15 protein-coding genes and 3 pseudogenes are annotated in these 23,593 nt (G+C 50.4%); 8 read left to right on the top strand and 10 right to left on the bottom strand.

Going from position 1 to position 23,593, the window contains the following annotated elements; all coding sequences use genetic code 11:
* Positions 1-38: 38 nt before the first annotated feature.
* Positions 39-551, bottom strand: coding sequence for an HAD domain-containing protein (locus ACN1C3_RS14255; protein ID WP_419116447.1), 513 nt, complete (start codon positions 549-551; stop codon positions 39-41).
* A 231-nt stretch (positions 552-782) separates the two neighbouring features.
* Between ACN1C3_RS14255 and ACN1C3_RS14250 the strand changes: the two genes are divergently transcribed.
* Complete coding sequence (locus tag ACN1C3_RS14250) at positions 783-1,535, top strand: SIR2 family NAD-dependent protein deacylase (RefSeq protein ID WP_419116446.1); 753 nt, start codon at positions 783-785, stop codon at positions 1,533-1,535.
* A 968-nt stretch (positions 1,536-2,503) separates the two neighbouring features.
* On the opposite strand, the gene ACN1C3_RS14245 is transcribed toward ACN1C3_RS14250, so the two are convergent.
* From ACN1C3_RS14245 to ACN1C3_RS14225, 5 genes and pseudogenes are all read right to left on the bottom strand, one after another.
* The gene (locus ACN1C3_RS14245; protein ID WP_419116445.1) at positions 2,504-4,108 is read right to left on the bottom strand and encodes an ATP-dependent nuclease; all 1,605 of its coding nucleotides are present in this window, start codon (positions 4,106-4,108) and stop codon (positions 2,504-2,506) included.
* A gap of 405 nt (positions 4,109-4,513) precedes the next feature.
* The gene (locus tag ACN1C3_RS14240) at positions 4,514-5,362 is read right to left on the bottom strand and encodes a DUF2726 domain-containing protein (protein WP_419116444.1); all 849 of its coding nucleotides are present in this window, start codon (positions 5,360-5,362) and stop codon (positions 4,514-4,516) included.
* Positions 5,363-5,762: 400 nt separating this feature from the next.
* Positions 5,763-6,019 (bottom strand): annotated as a pseudogene (locus ACN1C3_RS14235) (MFS transporter); the annotation flags it as partial.
* Positions 6,009-6,167 (bottom strand): annotated as a pseudogene (locus ACN1C3_RS14230) (NAD(P)-binding domain-containing protein); the annotation flags it as partial. The pseudogenes ACN1C3_RS14235 and ACN1C3_RS14230, both read right to left, overlap by 11 nt.
* A gap of 187 nt (positions 6,168-6,354) precedes the next feature.
* Positions 6,355-7,149: pseudogene (locus tag ACN1C3_RS14225) on the bottom strand (transposase); the annotation flags it as partial.
* Positions 7,150-8,069: 920 nt separating this feature from the next.
* On the opposite strand from ACN1C3_RS14225, the gene ACN1C3_RS14220 reads away from it, so the two are divergent.
* Both ACN1C3_RS14220 and ACN1C3_RS14215 read left to right on the top strand, forming a co-directional pair.
* Positions 8,070-9,515 (top strand): APC family permease, encoded by a 1,446-nt coding sequence (locus ACN1C3_RS14220; RefSeq protein WP_419116443.1) that lies wholly within the window; start codon positions 8,070-8,072, stop codon positions 9,513-9,515.
* 609 nt (positions 9,516-10,124) lie between these two features.
* Positions 10,125-12,269 carry a methyl-accepting chemotaxis protein gene (locus ACN1C3_RS14215; RefSeq protein WP_419116442.1) on the top strand — a complete coding sequence of 715 codons (2,145 nt, stop codon included), beginning with the start codon at positions 10,125-10,127 and terminating at the stop codon, positions 12,267-12,269.
* Positions 12,270-12,396: 127 nt separating this feature from the next.
* Here the strand turns inward: ACN1C3_RS14215 and ACN1C3_RS14210 are convergent, their stop codons facing one another.
* The 3 genes from ACN1C3_RS14210 to ACN1C3_RS14200 form a co-directional block, all read right to left on the bottom strand.
* Positions 12,397-13,800, bottom strand: a complete 1,404-nt coding sequence (locus ACN1C3_RS14210) for an aldehyde dehydrogenase family protein (protein ID WP_419116441.1) — start codon at positions 13,798-13,800, stop codon at positions 12,397-12,399.
* Between the two features lie 353 nt (positions 13,801-14,153).
* Positions 14,154-14,987 (bottom strand): HpcH/HpaI aldolase/citrate lyase family protein, encoded by an 834-nt coding sequence (locus tag ACN1C3_RS14205; protein WP_419116440.1) that lies wholly within the window; start codon positions 14,985-14,987, stop codon positions 14,154-14,156.
* Positions 14,984-16,195, bottom strand: a complete 1,212-nt coding sequence (locus ACN1C3_RS14200) for a CaiB/BaiF CoA transferase family protein (RefSeq protein ID WP_419116439.1) — start codon at positions 16,193-16,195, stop codon at positions 14,984-14,986. The genes ACN1C3_RS14205 and ACN1C3_RS14200 overlap by 4 nt, the downstream gene beginning before the upstream one ends.
* A 219-nt stretch (positions 16,196-16,414) precedes the next feature.
* Between ACN1C3_RS14200 and ACN1C3_RS14195 the strand changes: the two genes are divergently transcribed.
* Positions 16,415-17,308, top strand: a complete 894-nt coding sequence (locus ACN1C3_RS14195) for a LysR substrate-binding domain-containing protein (RefSeq protein WP_419116438.1) — start codon at positions 16,415-16,417, stop codon at positions 17,306-17,308.
* 176 nt (positions 17,309-17,484) lie between these two features.
* Here the strand turns inward: ACN1C3_RS14195 and ACN1C3_RS14190 are convergent, their stop codons facing one another.
* Positions 17,485-18,237 (bottom strand): SDR family oxidoreductase, encoded by a 753-nt coding sequence (locus ACN1C3_RS14190; RefSeq protein WP_419116437.1) that lies wholly within the window; start codon positions 18,235-18,237, stop codon positions 17,485-17,487.
* A gap of 784 nt (positions 18,238-19,021) precedes the next feature.
* Here ACN1C3_RS14190 and ACN1C3_RS14185 point away from each other — a divergent pair.
* The 4 genes from ACN1C3_RS14185 (at position 19,022) to ACN1C3_RS14170 (ending at position 23,428) form a co-directional block, all read left to right on the top strand.
* Positions 19,022-20,146, top strand: coding sequence for a zinc-dependent alcohol dehydrogenase family protein (locus ACN1C3_RS14185; RefSeq protein WP_419116436.1), 1,125 nt, complete (start codon positions 19,022-19,024; stop codon positions 20,144-20,146).
* A gap of 756 nt (positions 20,147-20,902) precedes the next feature.
* On the top strand, positions 20,903-21,289 hold the full coding sequence (locus tag ACN1C3_RS14180; RefSeq protein ID WP_419116435.1) for a nuclear transport factor 2 family protein: 387 nt from the start codon (positions 20,903-20,905) through the stop codon (positions 21,287-21,289).
* 77 nt (positions 21,290-21,366) lie between these two features.
* Positions 21,367-21,780 carry a GFA family protein gene (locus ACN1C3_RS14175; protein ID WP_419116434.1) on the top strand — a complete coding sequence of 138 codons (414 nt, stop codon included), beginning with the start codon at positions 21,367-21,369 and terminating at the stop codon, positions 21,778-21,780.
* 190 nt (positions 21,781-21,970) lie between these two features.
* Positions 21,971-23,428: an aldehyde dehydrogenase family protein gene (locus ACN1C3_RS14170; protein WP_419116433.1), complete on the top strand. Its 1,458-nt coding sequence runs from the start codon at positions 21,971-21,973 to the stop codon at positions 23,426-23,428.
* Positions 23,429-23,593: the final 165 nt, after the last annotated feature.

Raw genomic sequence — 23,593 nt, 5'->3', positions numbered from 1 at the left:
CCTTAAGGTTCTGAAAGCTGGACAGGTGGTTCGCGACATTAACCTTGATGTGAGCATATTTCCCCCAGACGTTTTTGCAGCTCTTTTTGGGTCTGGGGGGAGCCGAGTCCAAGGTCGGGTACGCAGGCAATGAGGTGTTGCGCTGAACTCTCTGCCCATCCTTGTACATCGTCATCAAGGGCGATCCAGTGCCGAAGCTTTGAGCGGGCAGCATAGCGGCAAATCTGGTCGTATCTTGTCTTCCCGTCCCATTGGTTTTCATCCACCCAGCCTTTAGCCATCGAGCTGTGCCACGTGGCTCCGATAACTCGCTCTCGCAGCTCGAGAGGTAGATAGCCAAGGGCTCGCTTATAGCCAAGATGTCGAACCCAACTGGTGCTCAATACCAACGAGATTATTGGAAAATCGTCGAGCAAATTGGCAAGAATCGGCGCCCACATAAAAAGCGTACCTTCGACCTTCAGTGTCGGCCCTTGGCGAGACAAGTAGACGGCGTCGGGGTGTAAGACGCCATCAAAATCAAGGAAAAGGATGTGCGAATTCCTCTGCACCGAGGGTTCTCCCGTAAATGGCCCTCACCAAATAGCTTGGGCCCGATGGGTCATGGCGTGTTCTGCCACTAACTTTGCCTTCTCCGGCCTGCTCTGCAGGAGCGGAGTTATTGCCCTAAACACATGAGATAGGGTATCAACGAAAAGCTTAGGGGCCGCGCCTTACGCTCAATGATGCTCAGCGACAGCTCATTAAATCGCAAAGCGGGAAGGTAGGAGAAGATTGGTACCATGTCTGTCATAGAGCAAGCTGTAGACGCACTACAGAAGGCCAAGAAGGTGGTCTTTTTCACTGGCGCTGGAATCTCCGCCGATAGCGGTATCCCCACGTATCGCGAAAAACTTTCTGGAATTTGGGCAGGTTACGATCCGAGGGATTTAGAGACGGCCAAAGCCTTTCGGGAGAACTCAGCATTGGTATGGGGATGGTATCTGTGGCGGCGGCTCCGAGTCGCTCAAGCAGAGCCAAATGCCGCACATCTTGTGATACCTCGCATGGCTAACTCACTACGCCAGGTTTCTGTTATCACCCAGAATATTGACGACCTCCATGAGCGAGCAGGATCGTTAAATGTGGTGCATTTGCATGGCAGTTTGGCAATGCCCAAGTGCTTCGCCTGCCATCGGCCTGCGGTTGTGTCACCAGATCAATCGGCAATACCGGATGAGGGCGCTCTGATCGAGCCTCCTAGATGTCAGCGTTGTAATGGCAAGATGCGTCCTGCGGTGGTCTGGTACGGAGAGGATTTGCCACCCCAGGCTTGGAAGGCAGCAGTGCTCCTGGTCAAGGATTGCGATCTTTTGATCTCAGTGGGCACCTCTGGGATCGTCATGCCTGCCGCAGGCCTTCCCGACCTTGCGTTGGCGTCTGGGGCTTCGGTCATTCACGTGAATAAGGCAGACGTTGCAATGGGTGAAGAGAGGGAGTTCATGCTGTTGGGAGCTGCCGCCGAAGTACTGCCGATGCTGCTCGAAAGGGTATAGGCGTATGTCTCAGGGGGCTTGAGCTTTGAAGCTGCGTTTCGAGCGCGCGTTTGTGGTCTGCCACCGCGCAAGGTGTGTTGGCGGACGCTTACGAATAAGGTTTATAGGGAATTATAGAGCGATTATAGAGCGATTATAGAGCGATTATAGAGCGATTATAGAGCGATTCTGGCGCTGGCTCCGCCGACACAGGATTACCCCTGGCACAGATAGGTCAATGACCTAATCTGGCCGGAAGCGGCCCCGCAATAACGTCCGCTAATGGCCCAGGCTGTGTAAAAACGCAGGCACCGTTTTGAAGTCTGCGTTGCTACGTAAAATCTGCTGGCGTTTGTCTGGTAAGCAAAACTGAAATTCGCGTAGGAACGCGATTTCTGTTGCGTGTCCACCTGCCAAACTCGCTCAAAAACGTTTTCACACAGCCTGGGCCGAAAGCAGCCAGCTCAGCGACAATCCGCCAGTGGGGGGCTCTGATTGCAACCTAATATGATGTCTCTTTTGGGCTAAGCCAATCCTGAACTATAGGAACTTATAGCCAGTTATAGCCAGTTATAGCTTATTTTTACTATAACTATGGTGCCTGCCAACTTGGCTGCATAAAAAATAGATTTCGCTGCTAAATTCGAAGAAAATGAGCTCTACGTGACTGGTGTCCGCTCAGGGCGAGTCGCCGCTTTCGACCGAGGCTGTGTGAAAACGTTTTAGAGCAGGTTTGACGGTCAGAGCCGGAACGAAAATCGCGCTCCTATGAAAACTTCAGGTCTTCTGACTAAGCAAACGCTGGCAGATTTCACGTAGTAACGCAGACTTCAAAACGATGCGTGCGTTTTCACACAGCCTGGGTCGTTTTTTGCCTGTCACGACTGACCGGTTCGGGTCGAGAAGCGCCGCTCGGAACTGGCAGGTATCGACCCGAGATAGCGGACGTCAGCAGTTTATTCAAGGGGAGGTATCCCCCTAGTCAAATATCAAAAAGCGTTAGCCCACGTTTTTGATATTGCGGCGAACAAAGTGGGCATGTCAGATTCGAACACCTCCTTCGTAATTAAGTCCCCCACATTCTTTGAAAGCTGCTTTTTTTGATGGCCAGTCATTCCTTTAGTTTCCTCCTCTGATCTCTGCCATCCTGCCTCATTGGGGTAGCATTCTTCTAGGCTACCGTATGGTAAAATTATTATTTGTCCGCGATGATGAAGTTCAATGTGGCTCTCAATGAAATTATCAAATCCTTGCCTTGCTTTTTCAGTAGGTTTATCACAGAGAATTATTGTTCGCTCGTTGTAGATGCTGACATTCATCGGAGAATAAGCTTTCGATATGGCATTAATGGATCTTTTGGCCTGATGGGTGTCGCCTTCTGCGGAAATAATATGGATTACGGGCTTGTCCGAATAGTGTCGCTTGATTACTCGCGCCAGTAGTTCAAGTTCGCTAGGCCCTTCCACAATCAGGAAGTTTCTTGGCAGTAGCAAGTCGGCTGGACTTCCACCAAGCAGATCATAAATTATGTATGGCTTGTCATTATCATCAGTTTTAAATATTTCGGTTTTGCAGTCATTTTTCTCGGTTTTGAATACGCTTTCAGTTGGTCGAGAATCAGCCACAAAAACTGAAGAGTGAGTACTAATTACTACTTGATCTAAACTTTCGCTTAGCTCAAATAGAACTTCTTTAAGCTTGCGTTGAGCTGTGGGATGAAGATGCAGCTCCGCCTCGTCAATAAAGAATAAAAATGACTTTCCAGCATCCTCACGTGCTTTCCGATATTCAGCATAGGCTTGAATAATTGCCAGCATGAGCGCGCGCTGCATTCCGTCGCCTTTTTCGCTAGCATAGGTTTCAATACCATCATCTACTACAGTTTCAAATTTTTTAAGGAGGTCGTTAAATTCTGGTGATAGGACCTCAAAGAAAACTTTTGAACATTCTGAGAACTGTTTCTCTAAGTGCTTTTTGACAGATTCTCCCAGTGCTTTGAAATGGCCACTTATCGCAGAGTCTTCCGAATTGAATAAGTCATCAAACGTGCTTCTAAATGCCCGATACTTCGGGTCGTCGTTTAGGATCTCTTCGATAACAGAAGAAAGCATTATTCCGACAGCGCTTTTTTGATTGTATTTTGTGAGTTCCTCGTAGTATTGTCGAGTATGAATGTATTCGAATTTGGGCAGGAAATCATTTAGTGCGGTATCGAACCCTGTGGGGTTTTTAATAATCGCTCCGTTTATTTTTACGACCCGTTTCTTTGGATCTGAACTGCGGCGGGTGATTTTTATTATGTCAGATCCGGCTAGCACATTTTGAATCTTACTTCGGTTTCCGTCATTTATCATGTTCTCAGCGCCGTGTTGAGCCCCTACAAATTCCAGGCTCACAGTTATTTCTCTCTGTGCATCTCTTTGGAATTTCATATCACTGGAAATTCCGGACCCGGTATAAAACCAATTAATTGCTTCGAAGAAGTTGGTTTTCCCCGTATTGTTTTGCCCAATTAAGATATTGAAGTTTGTCAGGTTTAGAGCGGCTTTTTCGATGGATCGAAAATTCTCAATTATTACTTTGGAGATTTTCACTGTGCCTCCATGCTGTAAATGAAAGTAACGAAAATTTTATCGACTACGTACAGCACGATAGCCTATCGCCAAGGCTCCGCATTGCCGCTCATCTGTTATCAATCAGCAGTAGATGATTGCCTCCGATGTTTTTACACCCGCAGCCTAAATAGGGCTCTTTGCATGCGGTCAGGAGGTGAAAGCCATGATAATGGCGACCTTCTAAAACAGGATATGAATGACTGCTTTTGGCTGTGGATTCAACCGGTCGACGCAACCAGCCGGTGAGCAACGATGGTAGTCGCCACGAACGGGCGTCTATAGTAGGAAAAACAAATCTGCCCCCGTTTCCTACGATCCGCGCCACCTTTGCTTGCAGCTTATCTACGCAAGGGATGGTACCACCCGTCTTTTTATGCTTATTGTTTAAAGCTGGCGCATCACTTCACGTACTAGCTTTTCAAACTCTTCGACCGACGAGGCCTTGGCGTTCAGGGGCCGGATGCGAATGAGCTTGGTGTTCGCTGCTCGGAAAATAGAGTCCTTTAGCTGGTCATTGGCCTGAGCCTGAGCCTTATCATGGAAGCTACTATCAAGCTCAATGAAATATCTCGGCTCATACCCACTGCCCACATCAAACACCACACTGTCGATGATGGCCTGGAAGAAGTATGACCTAGCCTTTTCGGACAATTGATCTTTGATGGCCTGGTAATCTAATACACAGCTTAAGGCGACGTTAGGGTAGGGGTGATAGGTCGGAAAAACCCGACGCACAGCCTCATAGAAGTGTTCTTCCTGCTTAGACTTGAACAGGCGAATGGTTTTGGCCTTGCCGGCCACCACTTCTGTTGCGCGAATTGTCAGGTTCTCACGCAGGCTGGCGGCAACCGTTTCTGGTTTTGTCTGCAAAAAAGACTGAATGATCTGCTTGGCCAAGGGGCGGTGTTGATACGACTGGGCGTAGTTGAGTAGTGCAGAGTGCTTGGTTTCCTGCATTAGCTTCAAACGCTCATCCACAAAACGATCCACAAAGGCCTGGCTAAAGCCGTGCTGACCTAGTTCGATAATCAAGTTAGTGAACTCAAACTGCTTTGCGCGCGCAGCAGCCGGCAAAGGCTCTGCGAAGGTAAAAAACTCAGCCTCAAAGAAGGTAGTAACCTGGGACAAAAAGGGGTCTTGCGTCCTCGCCTTCTTGTTCTTGTAGATGATTTTACCAATCGCCTCCCAGTCTTTTTGGGCCAACAAGGCGTACAGCTGCTCTCTATCTTCCATGCCGGCGCTCCGCACTTAATCCTGATCGTGCGCCTAAGATAGGTCCGAAGTGGATCAGTGACAAACGCCACGTCGAGTTGAGTTGTGGCAAATCGCTTGGATTCAGTGCGTAGCAGATGGGGACAGATTTATTTTCCATAGTCTAGACGTCCTCTTCTGGCCGTTCTCTGCCGGTCATGTCTCCACGAATTTTGCTGGTCAATTACGGTGCACATGACTGGTCAGGTCGAATGCACATGGGAGGGCAAGTCCGTGCAGTTACCCAACTGTGATCTGAAAATGGCCGAGAGCAAAATTCTCATACTCTGAGGAATCCATTTAAAGCATCTGGTCAAGTCCCATGCAAACAGCTGGTCAGGTCCAATGCAAATGGGTGGTCATATGCAATGCAAACGGGTGGTCAAGTAGGGTGCAATTTCTCAAGAGGTTTGCTGGTGCACAGTTGCAACACCACTCCAGCCAATGCACAGCCAGCCATGAAGAAAGACTATGCCAGCCACCGCCCAGGCTAATAATCGTGGCCATGATCACCGGCGCAAGCCCATCACTCGCGAACATTGCGGTCGTGATGATTCTGTTCGCGGTGGGTGTTGCCCCAGGCTCGGCTGAGTCAGATGCAACGGTATAAAAAATAGGCCATACGGCATTGGCTACCAGCCTTGATGGAGGGCCCGAGTTCTTCAACCAGGGATGCGAGCGACTCCGGGCCACGACTGTTTGAAATAGTGGCAGCGATGCCTTTTTTCGCTAGTGCCCGTGCAACGCTGGAGCCGAGGGCGCCAGAACCGATAATGCCAATTCTCATACGTTACTCCTGATCACGGAAGTGGCTTTGAGAACTCAGAACTGCCATCACCCCCGGAGGCTGAACAGAGCAAAATGTCGGGCTGATAAGGACCTGGATATCGAGCGAAGTCAGGGCAGTCGCCCGTCGCGGTGAAGCTGTTCACTTATTGGGTTAAGTTGAGGTTTTTTGCTTGGTGCAGGCGCACCTATCCCGTGACCGATGGCCCTTGCGGTAAAAGTTTGGCCAGCCGGCGCAGGTTCTGCACCGTGGTGGCCAGCGTGAACTCATCGGTCGCGCCACACATGCCACGTAGTCGCAAGCGATCCAATTTCAGAATGCGCTTGAGGTGGGCAAACAACATTTCGACCTTCTTACGTTCATGGCGAGAGCGCTGATACGTCGGCGTTGCGGCGATGCGCCGAGTCACATCCCGCGCGGCTTCATGGACGCTGCGAGCGATCTTACGAAACGTAGTGTTCGGTGCGGGCAGCACTGGGCTTTCATCGGGCAGCTCGCGCAGTCGGTTTGCCGGGATCGGAAGATGATGGTGTTGGCTTTGGTGACGTGCGAACGCTCATTCTTGAAGGCTCGCCGTTCGCTGCGCAATGCGTTGCCGGCTGGGTAGCGATATTCCTCAGCCTCATCATTCCAGAGGAAGTCGTTGCTCGAAAAGCTTTCATTTTTGCGCTCGGTTTTGTCCCACACATGGCACATGCGGCTCGATGTCTTTCTCCTCCACCATCCAGGCCAGCATTGGCGCGGTTCCGTAAGCGGTGTCGCCAATCAGGCGTTCCGGCTTGATGTCGAACTGCGCTTCGACGCGGTCGATCATGGTCTTGGTGCTCTCGACCTCGGATGTCCGATGAGCCGGTGTGGGTTCCACACGCACGATGACGCCGTACTCGGTATCGATCGGATAGTTCGTGGAATAGGCGTAGAACGCCGAGCCACCTGGAGTTGCGGTCCAGCGGGCTTGAGGATCCGTCAGCGATTGCCGCTTCGTCATAGACGCACTGTGCCATGGTTTGCGCAGCTGAAAAGTGCGCGTCCGAGATTGAAATCTTCACTTTCGGAAGAGGCTTCCAAAGCAAATTTCACTTAGCAGCGTGTAAAAAAGCGCTTTCACCGTTCAATGATCAGGCCGTTTCTGATGACCGACTTTTTCAACAAAATCGGCCAAAATCGGACGCTTAGCCAACGCTAAACAGGCATGCCGGAGGCAGGTCTGTTTGACCGAAGGGATAGAGTGTACTTTTTTCGAACAGCCGCAAACGAATGGCGACTCTGGGTGCACGATAAAACTAGAGCGCGACTAGCTCGGCGATTTTTGCCGCGACTATCGTCATTGAATCTTCTGCAGTATCCAGGCCGGTTCGGGAGGCGAGCAAGGGGCTGACATTGCGGAGAGCTTCATACGTCGTATTGTTCGCCGAACTGGGGATTGGCCACAAGAAATCCAAGCCCAATGCCTGTACTGGCATCGGACTTTTATGCGTCTCGCTCGGGCACTGGAACTGATCCCAAACATCGTCTCTACCCCAAACAACCTCTCTTCCGTCAAAAATAGAGGGGCTTTAGACGCTCTTTTTGCGCCCAAAATCTAAAGCTACTACGCCAAAAACCTTGGATTAGAGCGATTCAGCAAGGGGGGGAGCTTGCTGTTAATCGAAAACTAACGCTGGGTCTGATAAATACGAATTGCGTAAAATTTGAACGGGGTTCAGTCTTTAAATATTCAAGTTTAAAGAGTCGAGAAAATGAGGCATCACTAGATCTTTGTAAAGTTCTGGTCAGATCGCCCGTGGTCTATCGTCGAAAAAAACGTTTGGAAGCGTGAAGTATGTCGCTCTAAGTGACATGCCTTTAATCAGGGGCTGTCGAGGATGAGATCGTTAACAACAATAATATAGAGGTGCTCCAATGCAAGGCTCAGAGAGTGAATCGCTCCAAACGAAAAAAGGGTTATCCGGTTCCTTGGGGGTCGGGTCTATTGTATTGATGGTTGTTGCAACTGCGGCGCCCCTGACAGTGATGGTTGCAAATACTCCGCTGATTATTTCGATGGGAAACGGTGCAGCTGCACCTTTTGACGCGATGTTCGCGACACTGATTATGTTCCTGTTCAGCGTTGGTTTTGTTTACATGTCTAAGTACATTACCAATGCAGGCGCATTTTATGCCTACATTCAGAAAGGATTAGGGCGATCAGTGGGGCTCGGTTCGGCAACCATGGCTGTCATATCGTATTTTATGATATTGATTGCTTTGGAGTCTTATGTTGGGTTTGCTATATCTCAGTTTGTCTCAGGCCTTGTAGGAGTAACAGTGCCTTGGTGGATTTTGACATTGGCGGTAGTAGGCATTGTAGGATGCTTGGGATATCAAAAAATTGAACTAGGCTCTAAGTTTTTGGGTGTCGCCCTTGTACTCGAAATTATCATCGTCCTGGCTGTGAATTCTGCCATTTTTTGGCAAGGAAATATAACGGCCGAATCATTTCAGCCTTTCTCCTACAACACGATAGTATCGGGATCTCCTGGTCTTGGGATTTTGTTTGCGATTTACTGTTTTATCGGGTTTGAGTCGACTGTGGTATACCGAGAGGAGGCTGTGAATCCAGATGTAACCATACCAAGGGCTACATATATATCTGTGTTTTTGGTTGGGGCTTTTTATACATTGTCAATGTGGTGTGAGGTTAATGGCATAGGTGTCTCTGAAGTCGTAAAAATGGCTACAGATCATCCCGGTGATTTGTACCTTGTCATGGCCGAAAAATATACTAATAAGGTGTTCGTCGATGTGATGCAGGTTCTGTTAATTACTAGCCTGTTTGCCTGCATACTGTCACTTCATAATATTGTCGTTAGATACCAGTATGTGCTGGGTCGTTTCGGGGTACTCCACTCCTGGGTGAGCAGTATCCATGATAAACACGGGTCGCCGTTTGTCTCTTCCCTTTTGCAAACCGCTCTCTCGGTTGTGGCTGTTGCCCTTTGTGCTGCTATCGGTATGGATCCGGTTACTCAAATTTACGCGTGGGGTGGAACTGCGGGAACATTGGGGTATATGGCCATTCTTTCATTAACGTGCTTGTCTGTTATCCTCTTCTTCCGCAGGGACAGTGAAAAACACTCGACTTGGAGCACGGTTATTGCACCGATAGGCGGATTGGCAGGCTTGGTTTTTTGTTTGGTGATTGCACTGCAAAATCTTCCTTCTCTTGTAGGTGGTGATAACGCAAATACCGCATCATCTATATTGGAAACGATTGTTGCTGTGTCGTTCTTGCTCGGTTGTGCGGGGGCTATGATTATAAAGGTAGTGGCTCCACATAGATTTGAATTGCTAAGACAGGTAGCTTAGTAGCTTGGTTTTTTACTACGGGCTGGCTGCTTTAGCTGAAGGCTTGAAGTAATGCTCTAATGTTAATGCCGGGTAGAGGCTGACCTGTTTAGGTGGACGGGTCAGCCTCCGTCGTTAGGTTGAATGGTTAATGTTTTACGAGGTTTCGGTTGGCGGAGGCATTCATGAGATTCAGGATGGCCTTAAAATTTCCATGACGCCTGCAGTTCGACCCTTTTTACTATGACGGGTGAATCGCCCCCGGATGCTCTGTAATCTAATGACATAACACTCTACGAGCACTGTCGGTGACAACTGATTGTTGAAGTCATGACGGTATTTCAGATTATAGAGCATGTCGATGTACTCGAAAGGCTTGTAGTGGACTAATCAATTCGGACACTGATTTAGGAGAGCGTGTTCGTCAGGTAGTGGCTCTGATGACTAAAGAATATCGTTCTTTTTTTCGCTGAGTTTTAATGCGAAGCTGCGAAACTTTTTTTGGATCAAGGCTGCAGCTATACCGAAGCCAGCAATTCATCCAGGGTTGACGAGTAAAGTTCGCAGCCTGATGCGGGAGCTGAAGCTAGTCAGCAAACAATCGGGTTAATCTCGCAGTTGGGGAAGTAAATGTCGCTATCAAGCAATTCCATGCAGTTATCCTTTGACGAAAAACACTGGTTACCTTGGTTTGGTAAAACCGGGAAAATAGCCATGAGTTGGTCGTGCCGTCTCAATAAGTCGGCTTATCCGGTGATGGAACAAACGTTCGAAGCAATTGCTGAAACTCGCGTGCAGTTGCTGCAAAATTGGACTCGCGAGCAGTGGGGGCACCTGGCAGAACTGGCTGAAAATCTCAGCCGTGATTTCGCGCATATCGACAACAGTTCACTGCTGGATAAACTAAGCCAGGCTGAAGATTTTTCGGAGTTGTTTGTAGTCGATGCAATCGGCACTGTCATTGTCTCGACTTGGAGTGGGCGAGTTAAAAGTCAATCTAGTCCATCTGAAGCGCTAGCCGACGGGTTGAAGGCTCCGTTTCTTCACGGCCCCCATAGTGACCCTTTGACCTTGCAAATAGGCCCATCATCGTCGCGCTTCCACGATGAAGTAACCCTGATGTTCTATCAGCCCTTGAAGGTAGCCGGAAAAATCCAGGGTTGCCTGTGCGGCCGTGTGCCAAACGATGTTCTGGGCGATCTTATCCAACGTGAGGCCGGTCATATTTTTGCCGAGTCGGGTGATAACTATTTGTTCATGGCTCAGTCACGCTTTGATCCCGCTATCCAGCCGGGAACCGCGTTGTCGCGTTCACGCTTTGAGGATGGTACGTTCAACCATGGGGAGAATCTCAAAAGCGGCGTATACACGCCTTGGAAAACCGTGCAGATCCAGCGGCACACTGAACTTGAGCTGCGTTTCACCGACCCAGCGACCCAGCAACTGCATCCCGGTGTACGTGAAACCATCCGCACCGGCTCTAATCTGTTTGTCACCTATCCCGGCTATTCGGACTACCGACACATCCCCGTGGTTGGTAAGGGTGTCACCTTCCAATTGCCTGGGTCACCTGATCGCTGGGGCATGATGTGCGAGGCCGATCTGAAAGAGGTTTATAGTCGGCGCTCTCTCAGCTACAGCTTGATGAAGCCTTATCTCTCCACCCTGACAGGCCTACTCGCCTGCAATTTCATAGTCCAGCAATACAGTGGCTTGGAGCAGGGGGTAATCAATGGTATCGAGATCTTGAGCTTGGTCTTCGCCACCGTTCTGTTCAGCTTGCTAGGGCCAAAGCGTTTGGCTGCAAGGATGAACGAACTGACGGGTGTGATTAGAACTATTGCAGAGGGCGAAGGCAATCTTCGCCAGCGCCTCGATACCTCACGTATGGCCAACGACGAGACTGGCGACATGGGCCGCTGGATCAATAGCTTTATCGATCGCCTTGACTCTGTGGTTGGACAGGTGGTGAAGGCCAGTCGCAATGTCGGCAAGACCAATCAATTGATGCTTGGTCGTAGCCAGGAAGCAAGCCTCACTTCAAATGAGGTCGCAGAAGCAGTGCATCACATGATGATCATTGTCGAAGACCAGTTGAGCGAGATCCAGCAAGCCTCAGTCAGTGCTGAAGCAATGAAGCATGCAATGGATGAAGTGGTTGCGCGCGCACGGGAGCAGTTTCTCGCGGTGCAAGAGGGGGCGCATTCGATTCGGGATGTAGTCGAGCGCTCGTCCTCCAGCGTGCAGTTGCTTGATACTCGTATGGCACAGATCAGTAATATCACCGGTATGATCAGCGACATCACCAACCAAACCAATCTGCTGGCACTCAACGCCGCCATTGAGGCCGCTCGTGCGGGAGAGCATGGTCGTGGCTTTGCAGTGGTCGCCGACGAGGTTCGCAGTCTCGCATCGCGGACATCACGGGCAGCAGACGACATTCGGCAGATGGTCGAAGGCCTGCAGACCGAAACGCAAAAAGCCGTCAGCTTCATGGAGGAAGGGGTCAAGGACGTCGATAACAGCCTGCGTCTGGCCGAAGAAGCATCCTCGGAAAACGTACAACTGCATCATGCAGTGGAAAGCATGTTCACGGTCATTCAGAAGCTCAACAAGCGCAGCCTCGACTACGGTAAGACGATTAAGCAGGTCGAGCAGTCGTCCTCTGAGATGCGCCAGACTGTGGTTGTGGTGCAAAGCAGTGCGGAAACGGTGAGGCTCAACGCCAATAAGCTGCAAAAGCTGGTTGGGCAGTTTGAGGTGAGTAATGTGTAGCAAGTCGCAGTGATTAATGGGCTTAATGGACTTCTCATTTTTAATGAGAAGTCTTGTGTAGCAAAACCTGGCTGGTTAACCAGATTTTGCTACACAGTAAGAGTTGAAGTCGAGCTCTATGTGGCCGTTACTGAATAGCCTTAGATCGCCAAACCATCATTTTCTTTATCTGCATTTCTTCCATTGTGTAGGAAATACCTCCAACACCATGTCCAGAAAGTCGTGCGCCGGCAAAAGGCATCCAATCCACTCGGAACAAGGTGTTTTCGTTAATCATTACGGCAGTAGCGTCGAAATTTTGGTAGCAGTGCATTGCTATATCCAAGTTCTGCGTAAAGACCGCTGCTTGGAATGCAAAGGGTAGTGCATTGGCTAGCTCAAGCGCAGCGTCCAGGTCATCGAAAGCGTACACAGCCACGACGGGGCCAAATATTTCCTTCTGCATTACATCGGATGTGATGTGAGGGTTCAAAAGCACGGTTGGAGCGTAACAGTTGTTCTTCAACGTTCGACCGCCGGAGACTAGCTCTGCACCACCCGCTATCGCGTCATCTACCCACTGAGCCACGCGGTGCACTTCCCGCTCGCTAATTAGCGGGCCGATATCAGTGGTCATCTCGCAAGGGTCACCAACGACCATAGCGTCTCCGAGTCTGCCTAACCTTTCCGCGACTTCTTCGGCGATGCTGCTATGGCAGAAAATTCGTTGCACGCCGACGCAGGCTTGACCTGCGTGCCAGAAACCACCACGGGCAACCCGAGGCAGCGCGTCATCTAGGTCGGCATCAGCTGCGATGATCACTGGTGCCACACCTCCGTGCTCCAGTGCACAGCGGGTGCCAGGAGCAAGCTTCGAACGAAGCATCCATCCGACAGCTGCGGAGCCGATGAAGGTGAAGAATCCTATTCGGGGGTCAGATACAAGATTGGTAGTGATCTGGTTATCCGTCGGGAGCACCATCTGCGCCCAGCCGGTGGGCAGACCACTTTCGGCCAAGATATCGAGGAGCACCTTGCAGCTCAGCGGAGTGTTGCCGGCAGGCTTTACGATCACGGGCGCGCTGACGGCGATGGCTGGGATTACCTGGTGGATGATCAGGTTGAACGGGTGGTTGAACGCCGATACTGCAGCCACAACACCAATAGGCTCATATTGAGTGAAGGCTACGCGGCCGCTCGAAGTAGCGTTCAAGCCCATAGGGATGACGCTGCCTGCGTCTGAGCGCAGGACTTCGATGCAACTGTGGATTCCGTCGATCCCACGCTCCACCTCAGTGATGGAGTCCTTGAGCGGTTTGCCACCTTCTCGGGCGGCTTGGGTGGCGATCGCCACTTTGCGCTCGTTAATGAGTTCAGCCGTTCGCTTGAGGATTTCGATGCGCTTGGGCTTAGAAAGCCACTGCTTGCGATCACGGAAGATCTCGTATGCGACGCTCAGGGCTTTCTCGACTTCAGCCTCGGAGGACGTATTGGCGTGGCCGACGAGAGAACCGTCGAAAGGGGAAAAAACGACTTTGGTGTTTTCCATCATTTTTATTTGCCTCGATGAAGGATACGTTTAGGTTCTGGTTTACATAGCCTGATGGTCGCAAAGATGCTGCGAGCGTTCATCTGAGTCGATAGCTGATTGATGTAGCTGACGTCTGGATCCAGCTCGAATTTGAGATGCGAAAGTGGATGGCGTCCTGCAATACAGTCGTGACGATGAATCTGAGACTTCCGTCCATGTGTTTTGAGGGACGATCATCCAATCGTGTCAGCCTCTCGATCAGCGTCCGTCGAAGTCCAACTCCAACTCACTTCCTTCGGGGCTGGATAAACATCCTGTGGAGCCGCCATGCTCAACGATCTGGAGCGAGGGCAGTTTGCCCTCGATGATTGAACTCAAGAGACGCTGCCTACGTGACACAATATCTTGTGGGCCAGTGCGATCACTGGGGCGTCGACCATCTTTCCTTCCAAGCTGAAAGCACCGGGCGAGTCCTTGGATGCAGAAATCACCTTCTTAGCCCACTCGATTTCGTCCATTGATGGCGAGAAAGCCTCATTGGCAGTGGTGGCTTGTGAGGGATGGATACATAGCATTCCCCCCATCCCCATCTCCAGTGCATTTCGAGCGAAGGTCTTCAGTTCGGCAGCATTGGCGATATCGGGGAAGACCGTCTCCAGGGGAGACGCAAGCTTGGATCGGGTTGACGCCAGTACGATGGTAAAACGCACTTGATCAAACATTCGCTGCGCTGCCGCGCTGGTTGCCTTGAGTCCTAGATCAACGCCAAGATCCAAGGCTCCGTATGTCAGGCGCTCGACATTGACACCCTTGGCAATTTCGGCGATGTGGTCTAGGCCTGCCAGACTCTCGATGAGCGCCCATACACGCTTGCCCGTTCGACCCACTCGGTCTACCTGCTCGCGGCTCTCTGCTTTCGGGAGTAGCACTGCCTCAACCTGAGGGAGAGATGCGCAGAAGGCTATGTCTGCTTCGTGTTCCGGATGTGCTGCCGCATTGATGCGAACCACCACGACTGCAGTGGGGTTGTTGGCAAGAAAAGCTTTGAGGTTTTCACGAGCCACCTGTTTCTGGGACTCATCTACGGAATCCTCAAAGTCAACGATGACCTTGTCTGCACCGCTGGCTAGAGCTTTGCTAAATCGCTCCGGACGATTACCGGGTACAAACAGCGCGCTTCTTACAGGGCGGATGATTTGCTTGCTCATAACGCGCCTGCTTCCCTGAGTTGGGCGATGTCTTGTTTAGAATAACCAAGCTCAGCCAAGATCGAATCGTTGTGTTGTCCTAGGCCTGGGATCGCATCCATCCTAGGCTTATAAGCTTTGTTTGCCGCAGGGGGCAGGAGGGCGGGGATTTTCCCCATGGGGCTGTCCACATCAACCCAGCGCTCACGCGCCTTTAATTGAGGATGCTCCCAGACCTGTTGCATCGTGTTGACCTTTGCGTTGGCAATGGGGGCGTTATCCATTCGTGAAATCACTGTTTCGGTTCCAAGTGCGGCGAACTTCTCGACAATGATTGCCCGGAGTGCCTCTCGATTCATCGAGCGGTTGGCGTTGGAGTTGAAGCGAAAATCTTCGAGAAGTTCTGGCACTTCTAAGACTTTCTCGCAAAACAGTGCCCATTCGCGTTCATTTTGCAAACCGAGCATTACCGTTTCACCCTGGCTCGCAGGGAATGGCCCATAGGGGTAAATCGTCGAGTGTGCAGCGCCTGCGCGGGGTGGAGGTGGCGCACCATCAAATGCATAGTAGAGGGGGTACCCCATCCACTCGACCAAGCTTTCCAGCATGCTTACGTCAATGCGGCTTCCGACACCCGTTTTTTCGCGCAGGTGCAAGGCCGAGAGAATCCCGCTGTAGGCGTACATGCCTGCGGCGATATCAGCGATTGAGCAGCCTGCCTTTGCAATCTCATCGTCCCCTGGGCCGCCAGTCACTGACAGGAACCCACCCTCACTCTGGATCAACAGGTCATAGGCTTTTTTCTTCTCGTAGGGCCCACCCTCTCCGTATCCCGAAATATCACAAACGATAAGTTTGGGGAATCGGCTATGCAGCGCTTCGAAAGATAGCCCCATGCGTGCGGTGGCGCCGGGGGCGAGGTTTTGAACCAGCACGTCTGCTTTGGCTAGCAGCGCATCTACGATGGCATCAGCCCCTGGTTTTTTGATATCGAGAGCTAGGCTTTCCTTAGAGCGATTTGTCCAAACAAAGTGGGACGCGAGACCATTTGTACGAGTGTCATAAGCACGAGCAAAATCGCCAACCTTTGTGCGCTCAATTTTAATAACGCGAGCACCTAGATCAGCCAGTTGACGTGTACAAAATGGTGCAGCAATAGCGTGCTCAAGACTGATGACGGTAATGCCATCGAGCGGGCGGGGAGAAGCTCGGAGTTCAGTCACGTTCATGCTCCGTCAAAGACCGTGGGTCAGTGCTAAATTGAGTTTTTGTAATGTGTTCGTTGAATCAGCAACGTATGAGCAATAAATAATAAAATTCAGGAAAATTCAGAACTGGCGTTGTTCTTGAGTTCCGATCATGAGACGCTCTTGGTGTTCTGTATATTTGCGTTTTCTAAAGCCGCCGTTAGCAGTGAGCTAACACCCAAAGCCTGCAGGTCGCTATCAATGCACATAGACTTCAAAGACTTAGAGCTTTTCATCCACATCGCCGAAGCACCCAGTCTTACGCAAGGAGCAAAGCGGGCGTTCATCTCTCCGGCTGCGGCTAGCGTGAGGATCAAAGCACTTGAGGCCCAACTCAATACGCATCTGCTCTACAGGGATAGTCGCGGGGTGGAACTGACCGAGTCTGGAGCCCGACTGCTTAAACATGCGCGTCTTGTCATGCGGCAGATGGCGTATCTAAAAACCGAATTTGCCGAGTTCGGTGCGGAATCTTCAGGGCATATAAGAATTTTCGCAAATACAACCGCCGTCACCGAGTTCTTGCCTGAATTGCTGGCTGGTTTCCTTGCCAAGAACCCGGGTGTAACAGTGGATTTGCAAGAGAGGCCATCTAAGGAAATTGTCAGGGGTGTTGTTGAAGGGGCGACGGATCTGGGAATTATTGCGGGGCCTGTTGCTTCTGCAGATCTGGAAGTGATCCATTTCAGTACGGATAGGTTGGTACTTGTTGTCCCGGTTGGCCATAAGTTAGACCTCCCTACCCCTCAAAAACTGATTAGCACAATGTCCTATTCTCACGTTGGGCTACAAGAGGGTAGTACACTCCAAGAATTCATGAGAGACCAGGCCGAGAAGCTAGGTAAAAGTCTATCTTGGCGAATCCAAGTTTCGAGTTTTGAGTCTATCTGTCGAATGGTTGAGGCGGGTGTGGGGATTGGCGTCATTCCGGAGTCCTCCGCGCTGCGACACAAGAAGACGATGCAGATATCAGTCGTGCAGCTTGACGAGCCTTGGGCAGTCAGAGAGAGGAGTATATTGGTTCGCGAACTGGACGCATTGCCAGGTTGTGTAAGAAGCTTAATTCGGTTGCTGAAACCTGATGCTCCTAAGTAAAACTCCGAAGGATTAATACTTAACTTTTCAATATTAGTTCTGTTTTTATAGCCCTGAAGGTTTTTTTGAAACTAATGACTAGGTCATGGCCAGACTGGTCATTAAATGCTAGTAAAAAAAGCCCCCGCTCGAACCAGCCGTTTTTTGGCGCGAGAAGGGGCAAAAATTTTAACTCATCAGATGATTCGACCACCGTCTACTGGCAATTCCACACCATTCAGAAATTCAGCGGCGTCTGTTGCTAGGAACACAGCAACAGCTGCAACATCTGATGGCTTTGACAGGCGTCCAAGAGGAATGGTGGCCAAGAATTTTTGGCGATTTTCTGGGGTATCAGGCATTCCTAAAAAATCTTCAAGCATGGCTGTCTCCCCTATAACAGGGCAGATGTTGTTAACGCGAATTCCGTCTGGGCCAAGTTCAACGGCCAAAGATTTCGACAGCAGATTTACAGCACCTTTTGAACTGTTGTACCAAGTCAATCCAGGACGGGGACGGATGCCGGCCACAGAACCGACATTGATGATGGAGCCCGATTTGCGCTCGCGCATAAGCGGAACAACGGCCTTGACCATGTGGAAAATAGATTTCACATTCACCGCAAAGACGCGATCGAACGTCTTCTCATCCACGTCCAGCAGTGGTTGATTACGATGAGTGATGCCGGCGTTGTTCACTACTACATCAGGTACACCAAAGGTCTTTACGCACAATGTAACGGCGGCAAGCACTTGGTCAGCATTGGTAACATCACAAGCAGCGGCAATAGCGTTAGGGCCTAGTTCATCGGCAAGCTTGCTAGCAGCTTCGAAATTAATGTCGGCTAGGACAACTTTTGCACCTTCAGCGATGTACTGACGTGCAATGCAAGCACCAAAACCGCTAGCAGCACCTGTGACGATAGTGACTTTATTTTTTAATTGAGGCATGTGCTTCTCCGCGTATGTTCAAGTTGATGAAAAGGAAGAGGTTGGCCGTAATGACATACCGAAAATTGGTTATGTTGAGTTCTTAAGGGCCAAGAGACCTCGGTCGCATGATTGCTAGATGCCGTATCCATGACGGTTTTGGCAATAATTTCGTCCTTCGCCGTCGCGGCCATTTCGGGCCCTGCGTAAGCCAGAAGAGGGGATAATCCCGCGATCATGGTGGCGAATATTCTCAAACGAATGGTATTCAGCTTCGTTCTCACCAACGTGGGACACCTCGGTCGGTTCTTGTTTTTGTGGTGTGATGAAAGGCAGGTTGCCTTCGACTCACCATTAAAGGAATTAGCAATTACATAACCCTGCTTTAATTGAAAATGAACGCCATTAGCTTGTGCATTGGAGCACTCTGTGTGATCGGTGATCGGTGTTGCTAGGGCGGACTAAACGTCACATCAGCTTGGGAGCATTTAAGCCTTTACGAATGATTCATTAGAGACGGGAGCTTTCAACCTAGGCACCCTCAGGAGTTTTCGAGGCACCCAAAAATCAATGAATCCCTCCTGATCGTTACCTTTCTGGGAGCTTGAGAACGGGTTTTCGAACGTGTCGTCTATTTTTCGCGATGCCCATGCGGCAGTTTGGTGCTTCCTTTGCTGTTCATTTAGGTGACTCTGACTAGGTGCGTCCCTGGGAGCGCTAAGCTTCATCTGCTAATGGTCAGTTCTGCATGCGGGCTCCAGCGCTGATAGAACTCGATAGCTGATCTCGGAATGGGAGAAAAGCAATGAAAATTCGTTCAGCCGTACTTCGTGAAATGGGTGCGTCGATGCCCTTTGCAGAAAGTAAGCCGCTCCTAATTGAGGAGTTGGAGCTTGCGCCTCCAGGCTCGGGTGAGGTGCTCGTTAGGATTATCGCCGCAGGGTTATGTCATTCTGATCTTTCGGTGATTACAGGCGTGCGTCCGCGTCCTCTACCCATCGCGCTCGGGCATGAGGCAAGCGCGGAGATTGTTGAGATTGGTCTTGGGGTGAGTAGTGTCAGGGTTGGGCAGAAGGTCGCTTTAGTATTTGTTCCCAGCTGTGGGCATTGCCTATCCTGCATGGAAGGACGACCAGCTCTGTGTGACCCCGCAAATACTGCCAACGCTGGTGGTGAAATGCTCGGTGGTGGCTGGCGTCTTAGTTCTGCCCAAGAGCGGATCAACCACCATTGCGGAGTATCAGCATTTTCTGATCATGCTGTCGTTTCTGCGCAATCATGTATACCGATCGATGACGACATAGATCTTATCGAAGCCGCAATCTTCGGTTGTGCAGTGCTCACTGGAGTGGGGGCAGTGGTGAACACAGGGCAGGTACGCCCTGGCGCTTCAGCGCTAATTGTTGGTTTGGGGGGTGTTGGCCTGAGCGCTCTGTTGGGAGCTCTCGCTTCCGGTGCCAATCCGGTAGTGGCAGTTGATGTACATCAGAGCAAGCTAGATTTAGCTTTGCAGCTTGGCGCATCGTTTGTGGTGAACGCTAGGGATGCCGATGCTGTAGAGAAGATTAAGGAGTTCACCCGAGGCGGGGCCGATTTCTCCTTTGAGTTTGCGGGCTCCGTGGCGGCTATGCAGTTGGCTTACCAAGCGACTCGTCGAGGTGGCACCACTGTGACCGCTGGCCTGCCTCATCCACAAGAGACTTGGGCGCTCAATCAACTGTCAATTACAGCCGAAGAGCGCACTATCAAAGGAAGCTATATTGGCTCGTGCGTTCCTGTTCGTGATATTCCTCGATATATTGGTTTGTTCAAGGCAGGAAAATTACCTGTCAATCGCTTGGTCGGGGAAAAATTGATGCTCAAAGATATCAATAGTGGATTTGACCGACTTGCTAGCGGCACAGGGTTGCGTGACCTGATTGTGTTCTGATTGTTGGTGTTGTTGCGTGCCTTTTGATATGAATTGAAGCACTAAAGCCGAGCAGGCGGATGTTTCTCTCTCTGTCGCGTATCATCATGCGTGCTGATGAAGCGTCGGCATGAGTAATAATTGAACTCCATGCGGAGATCCGCAACTGAGCGACTGTTTTTTTCTTTGATGCTTAGTCACAAACAGTGAGGGATGTCCGGCTTTTGCTTTTTGATGAAAGCTTGCATCGACAATTAACTCCGTCGTTCGTTGAGAATTACTTGTTGAGACTTGAAATTCTTAGGTGATCTGCTGAGTACCGGTCGTATGCGCTTAAGAATCTGTAAGTCGTATGGCGAGGATTGTTAGCTTTATCCGTTATGGCGAACCCTTATTAGCACGCTGGATTCCGATGTCCAGGTTATAAATGGCGTTAGTATTTTCTAAAGCCTCCATTGTGAAATCAGAAATACAAAGAGAGAGAGAATCTCTCTGACCTCTCTAGAATGGGGCTTTGGAGGCGTTTTCGAGTAGAGTCTCTTAAATTTATGGGCTCATTTGAAAAATTCTAGACCGTTGCTAAGGGATTGTGATCGGGCTAGGCTGAGTTAACCATCTGACACTGGCTTGGTCTGTTGAACAGATTGAAGTTTTCCAGAAAAATTGACTGTTTTAGATGGTGGATATTTCAAGGGCTAAGACCTTTAAGCATCCTTTGAGATATCCATGGCACGGCTAATATCCGAATACCTCACACCATAAAGCGGGAGCTATATAATGTCTTACAACAAAAATATCAATGCTATCAGTGACTATGAAGAAGTATTGGCCGCTATTATCGATGGCTACGTAGAGGGATTGGAGAAGGGTAATTTCGACACCATTATGAGAACCTTCCATGAAGATGCAATCATGTACGGTTTCTTTAAAGGTGATCTTCTTGGAGGCAGTATTAATAATCTTAACGGATACGTGGAGCAGTTTGGCGCTGGCCCGGATATGAAGTCCAGAATCGACGTCCTGGCGATGACTCCAACCACGGCAGTTGTGCGAATTGAGCTTGAGCACGCAGCCGATGGTGGAAACTATACTGATTATCACTCGCTGCTCAAAGTAGACGGGAAATGGAAGGTGGTCTCGAAACTTTTCCATCTCTACGATTGATACTTTGATTGTGCACTAGGTAGCTCCTTGGGAAGAATTCCAAGGAGCTATGGAGCATTAAGTTTTATATAAGACTAATGGTGATTAAAGTGAAATTGACAGGGCATTGTAATTGCGGCGGAGTTTCCTACAGCTTTGATGGTCAGCCGGCGCTAACGGCAGTCTGTCACTGCAAGACATGTCAACGCCAGACGGGCAGCTATGCATCCTTGGTGGTGGGTGTCCAAGATCCAGAGCTGAAAGTTCTCGGGGAAACGCTGGGTACTTTCATAACACAGGGTGACAGCGGTCAGCCCGTTCAGCGAAGCTTCTGCACTCGTTGCGGATCACCCATCGTCAGTCGCTGCGACTCTATTCCAGGCTTGGCTTTCATCAAGGCTGGTACGCTGGACGATACGTCCGAGCTGAATCCGACAGCGGAGCTCTATCTTGATGACGCTCAAGCTTGGACAGCGCGATTGGGTGTTACATGTTACGCCAAGGGAATGTAAGAGCTATTGAGCTCGATAGTTGGTTCGTTGTTAGAGCCCAACAGCCTCGGTAGGGCCGGCAGGAAAAATACCTCAGGCCTCGCTAATGCAGAGTTCATGTCGCCTACGGATAGTCAGTGAGTGTCGAGCCAGGCACTTCGTGGTCTTGATGGTAGGCATCGTATAAAGACAACATGCGAAGAAGGCAGTCATGATCACGAATCAGCAAGCTGTAACATTGAAAGACCTGGGTTTGCCCGAGAATTATTACTTGTCTGTGAACGGCCAATTGGTCAGCTCAGAAAAGACCTTCGATGTTTTTAACCCAGCAACGGGTCAGGTCATATACAAAGCACCTGATGCTTCGGTAGAGCAATTGGAGGATGCGATTAATGCGGCGGCAGCTGCGTTCAAGCGCTGGTCAATTACCCCGTGGGGGCAGCGTGCAGAGCTAATTGAGGTGTTCGCAGACTCGTTGGAGAAACGTAAAGAGCAACTGACCACATTGCTCACCTTCGAGCAGGGTAAGCCACTTCACAGTCAAGCTCGTTTTGAGGTGGATTATGCCATCAGTTGGGTGCGGGAGATCGCGAAACGACAGCTCCCAGCTCGTGTTATAGAGGATACGCCTGAGCATACAGTCGAAGTTCACTACACCCCTTTGGGGATCGTTGGTGCAATTACTCCTTGGAACTACCCGGTACTGCTCGCGCTTTGGAAGATTGCGCCTTGCTTGCTGACCGGTAATACGATGGTTGTTAAGCCCTCTCCATATACACCGCTGACCTCGCTGCTCATTGGTGAGATCGCGCAGAACGTGTTCCCCAAAGGGGTTCTAAACATTGTTTCAGGCGGTAATCATCTTGGCCAGATCATGACCGAACACCCAGCAATCGCAAAGATCAGTTTCACAGGATCTTCCGCGACCGGGCAAAAAGTGATGGCAAGTGGTGCGAGTAACCTGAAACGGCTGACGCTAGAGCTGGGAGGTAACGATGCTGCGATCGTACTTCCGGATGCAGACTGGCGGCCGCTTGTTAAAACGCTGTTCTGGGCAGCTTTTGGAAACTCGGGGCAGTGGTGTGTGGCCGTTAAAAGGCTATATGTGCACTCAAGCATCCACGCCGAATTTACTGCGGCGCTGGTCGACTACGCGAAATCGGTGAAGGTTGGTGATGGCATGAGCCCTGACACGGAGCTGGGCCCGGTTCAGAACCGAATGCAGTATGAAAAGCTGCAGGATCTGCTTCAGGACACTCGTGCGGAAGGATACAAGATCGCAGTAGGCGGTACCGTGGATGCGAGTGCGTCAGGGTACTTTGTTCCCGTGACGATCGTGGACAACCCGCCTGAGTCCAGCCGAATCGTCCAGGAAGAACCTTTCGGCCCGGTGCTCCCCGTCATTGCTTATGACGATGTCGATGAAGTCATCGATCGCGTCAATGCCTCACCCTATGGTTTGGGCGGCTCGGTCTGGGGCAAAGATCGAGATGCCGCAGTTGCTGTCGCCAAGCGAATGGAGACCGGAACTGTTTGGGTTAACGAGATTCATGTCCATGGCGTCGACATGCCTTTCGGTGGGCACAAGCTGTCTGGCCTTGGAGTAGAGAACGGTGTTGAAGGCTTAGCTGGATTTACCAATACGAAAACCTACATGTTCAAAAAGTAAAAAGGATGAACGACTCTGAGCCCCTGGATTTGGCCAGGGGCTTATGGGGCGATATTCACGATCCACTTGTGGCAAGTGCTCGTTATCCGCTTTTAGATGGGAGCAGGATATAGATACCGATGCAATTATTGCTAATTCTACCCGGTCATCTTCACTCAAAACTTG

Origin of the sequence: Pseudomonas sp. H11T01 (assembly GCF_048515765.1) — a bacterium.
Taxonomy (GTDB): domain Bacteria; phylum Pseudomonadota; class Gammaproteobacteria; order Pseudomonadales; family Pseudomonadaceae; genus Aquipseudomonas.
This window is presented reverse-complemented; position numbering and strand designations above follow the sequence as displayed.

Bases quoted from the DNA above. Each gene is read 5' to 3' on its own strand.
- ACN1C3_RS14250 (WP_419116446.1), top strand. From the start codon at position 783: ATGTCTGTCATAGAGCAAGCTGTAGACGCACTACAGAAGGCCAAGAAG.
- ACN1C3_RS14240 (WP_419116444.1), bottom strand. From the start codon at position 5,362: ATGGAAGATAGAGAGCAGCTGTACGCCTTGTTGGCCCAAAAAGACTGG.
- ACN1C3_RS14220 (WP_419116443.1), top strand. From the start codon at position 8,070: ATGCAAGGCTCAGAGAGTGAATCGCTCCAAACGAAAAAAGGGTTATCC.
- ACN1C3_RS14215 (WP_419116442.1), top strand. From the start codon at position 10,125: ATGTCGCTATCAAGCAATTCCATGCAGTTATCCTTTGACGAAAAACAC.
- ACN1C3_RS14210 (WP_419116441.1), bottom strand. From the start codon at position 13,800: ATGATGGAAAACACCAAAGTCGTTTTTTCCCCTTTCGACGGTTCTCTC.
- ACN1C3_RS14205 (WP_419116440.1), bottom strand. From the start codon at position 14,987: ATGAGCAAGCAAATCATCCGCCCTGTAAGAAGCGCGCTGTTTGTACCC.
- ACN1C3_RS14200 (WP_419116439.1), bottom strand. From the start codon at position 16,195: ATGAACGTGACTGAACTCCGAGCTTCTCCCCGCCCGCTCGATGGCATT.
- ACN1C3_RS14195 (WP_419116438.1), top strand. From the start codon at position 16,415: ATGCACATAGACTTCAAAGACTTAGAGCTTTTCATCCACATCGCCGAA.
- ACN1C3_RS14190 (WP_419116437.1), bottom strand. From the start codon at position 18,237: ATGCCTCAATTAAAAAATAAAGTCACTATCGTCACAGGTGCTGCTAGC.
- ACN1C3_RS14185 (WP_419116436.1), top strand. From the start codon at position 19,022: ATGAAAATTCGTTCAGCCGTACTTCGTGAAATGGGTGCGTCGATGCCC.
- ACN1C3_RS14180 (WP_419116435.1), top strand. From the start codon at position 20,903: ATGTCTTACAACAAAAATATCAATGCTATCAGTGACTATGAAGAAGTA.
- ACN1C3_RS14175 (WP_419116434.1), top strand. From the start codon at position 21,367: ATGGTGATTAAAGTGAAATTGACAGGGCATTGTAATTGCGGCGGAGTT.
- ACN1C3_RS14170 (WP_419116433.1), top strand. From the start codon at position 21,971: ATGATCACGAATCAGCAAGCTGTAACATTGAAAGACCTGGGTTTGCCC.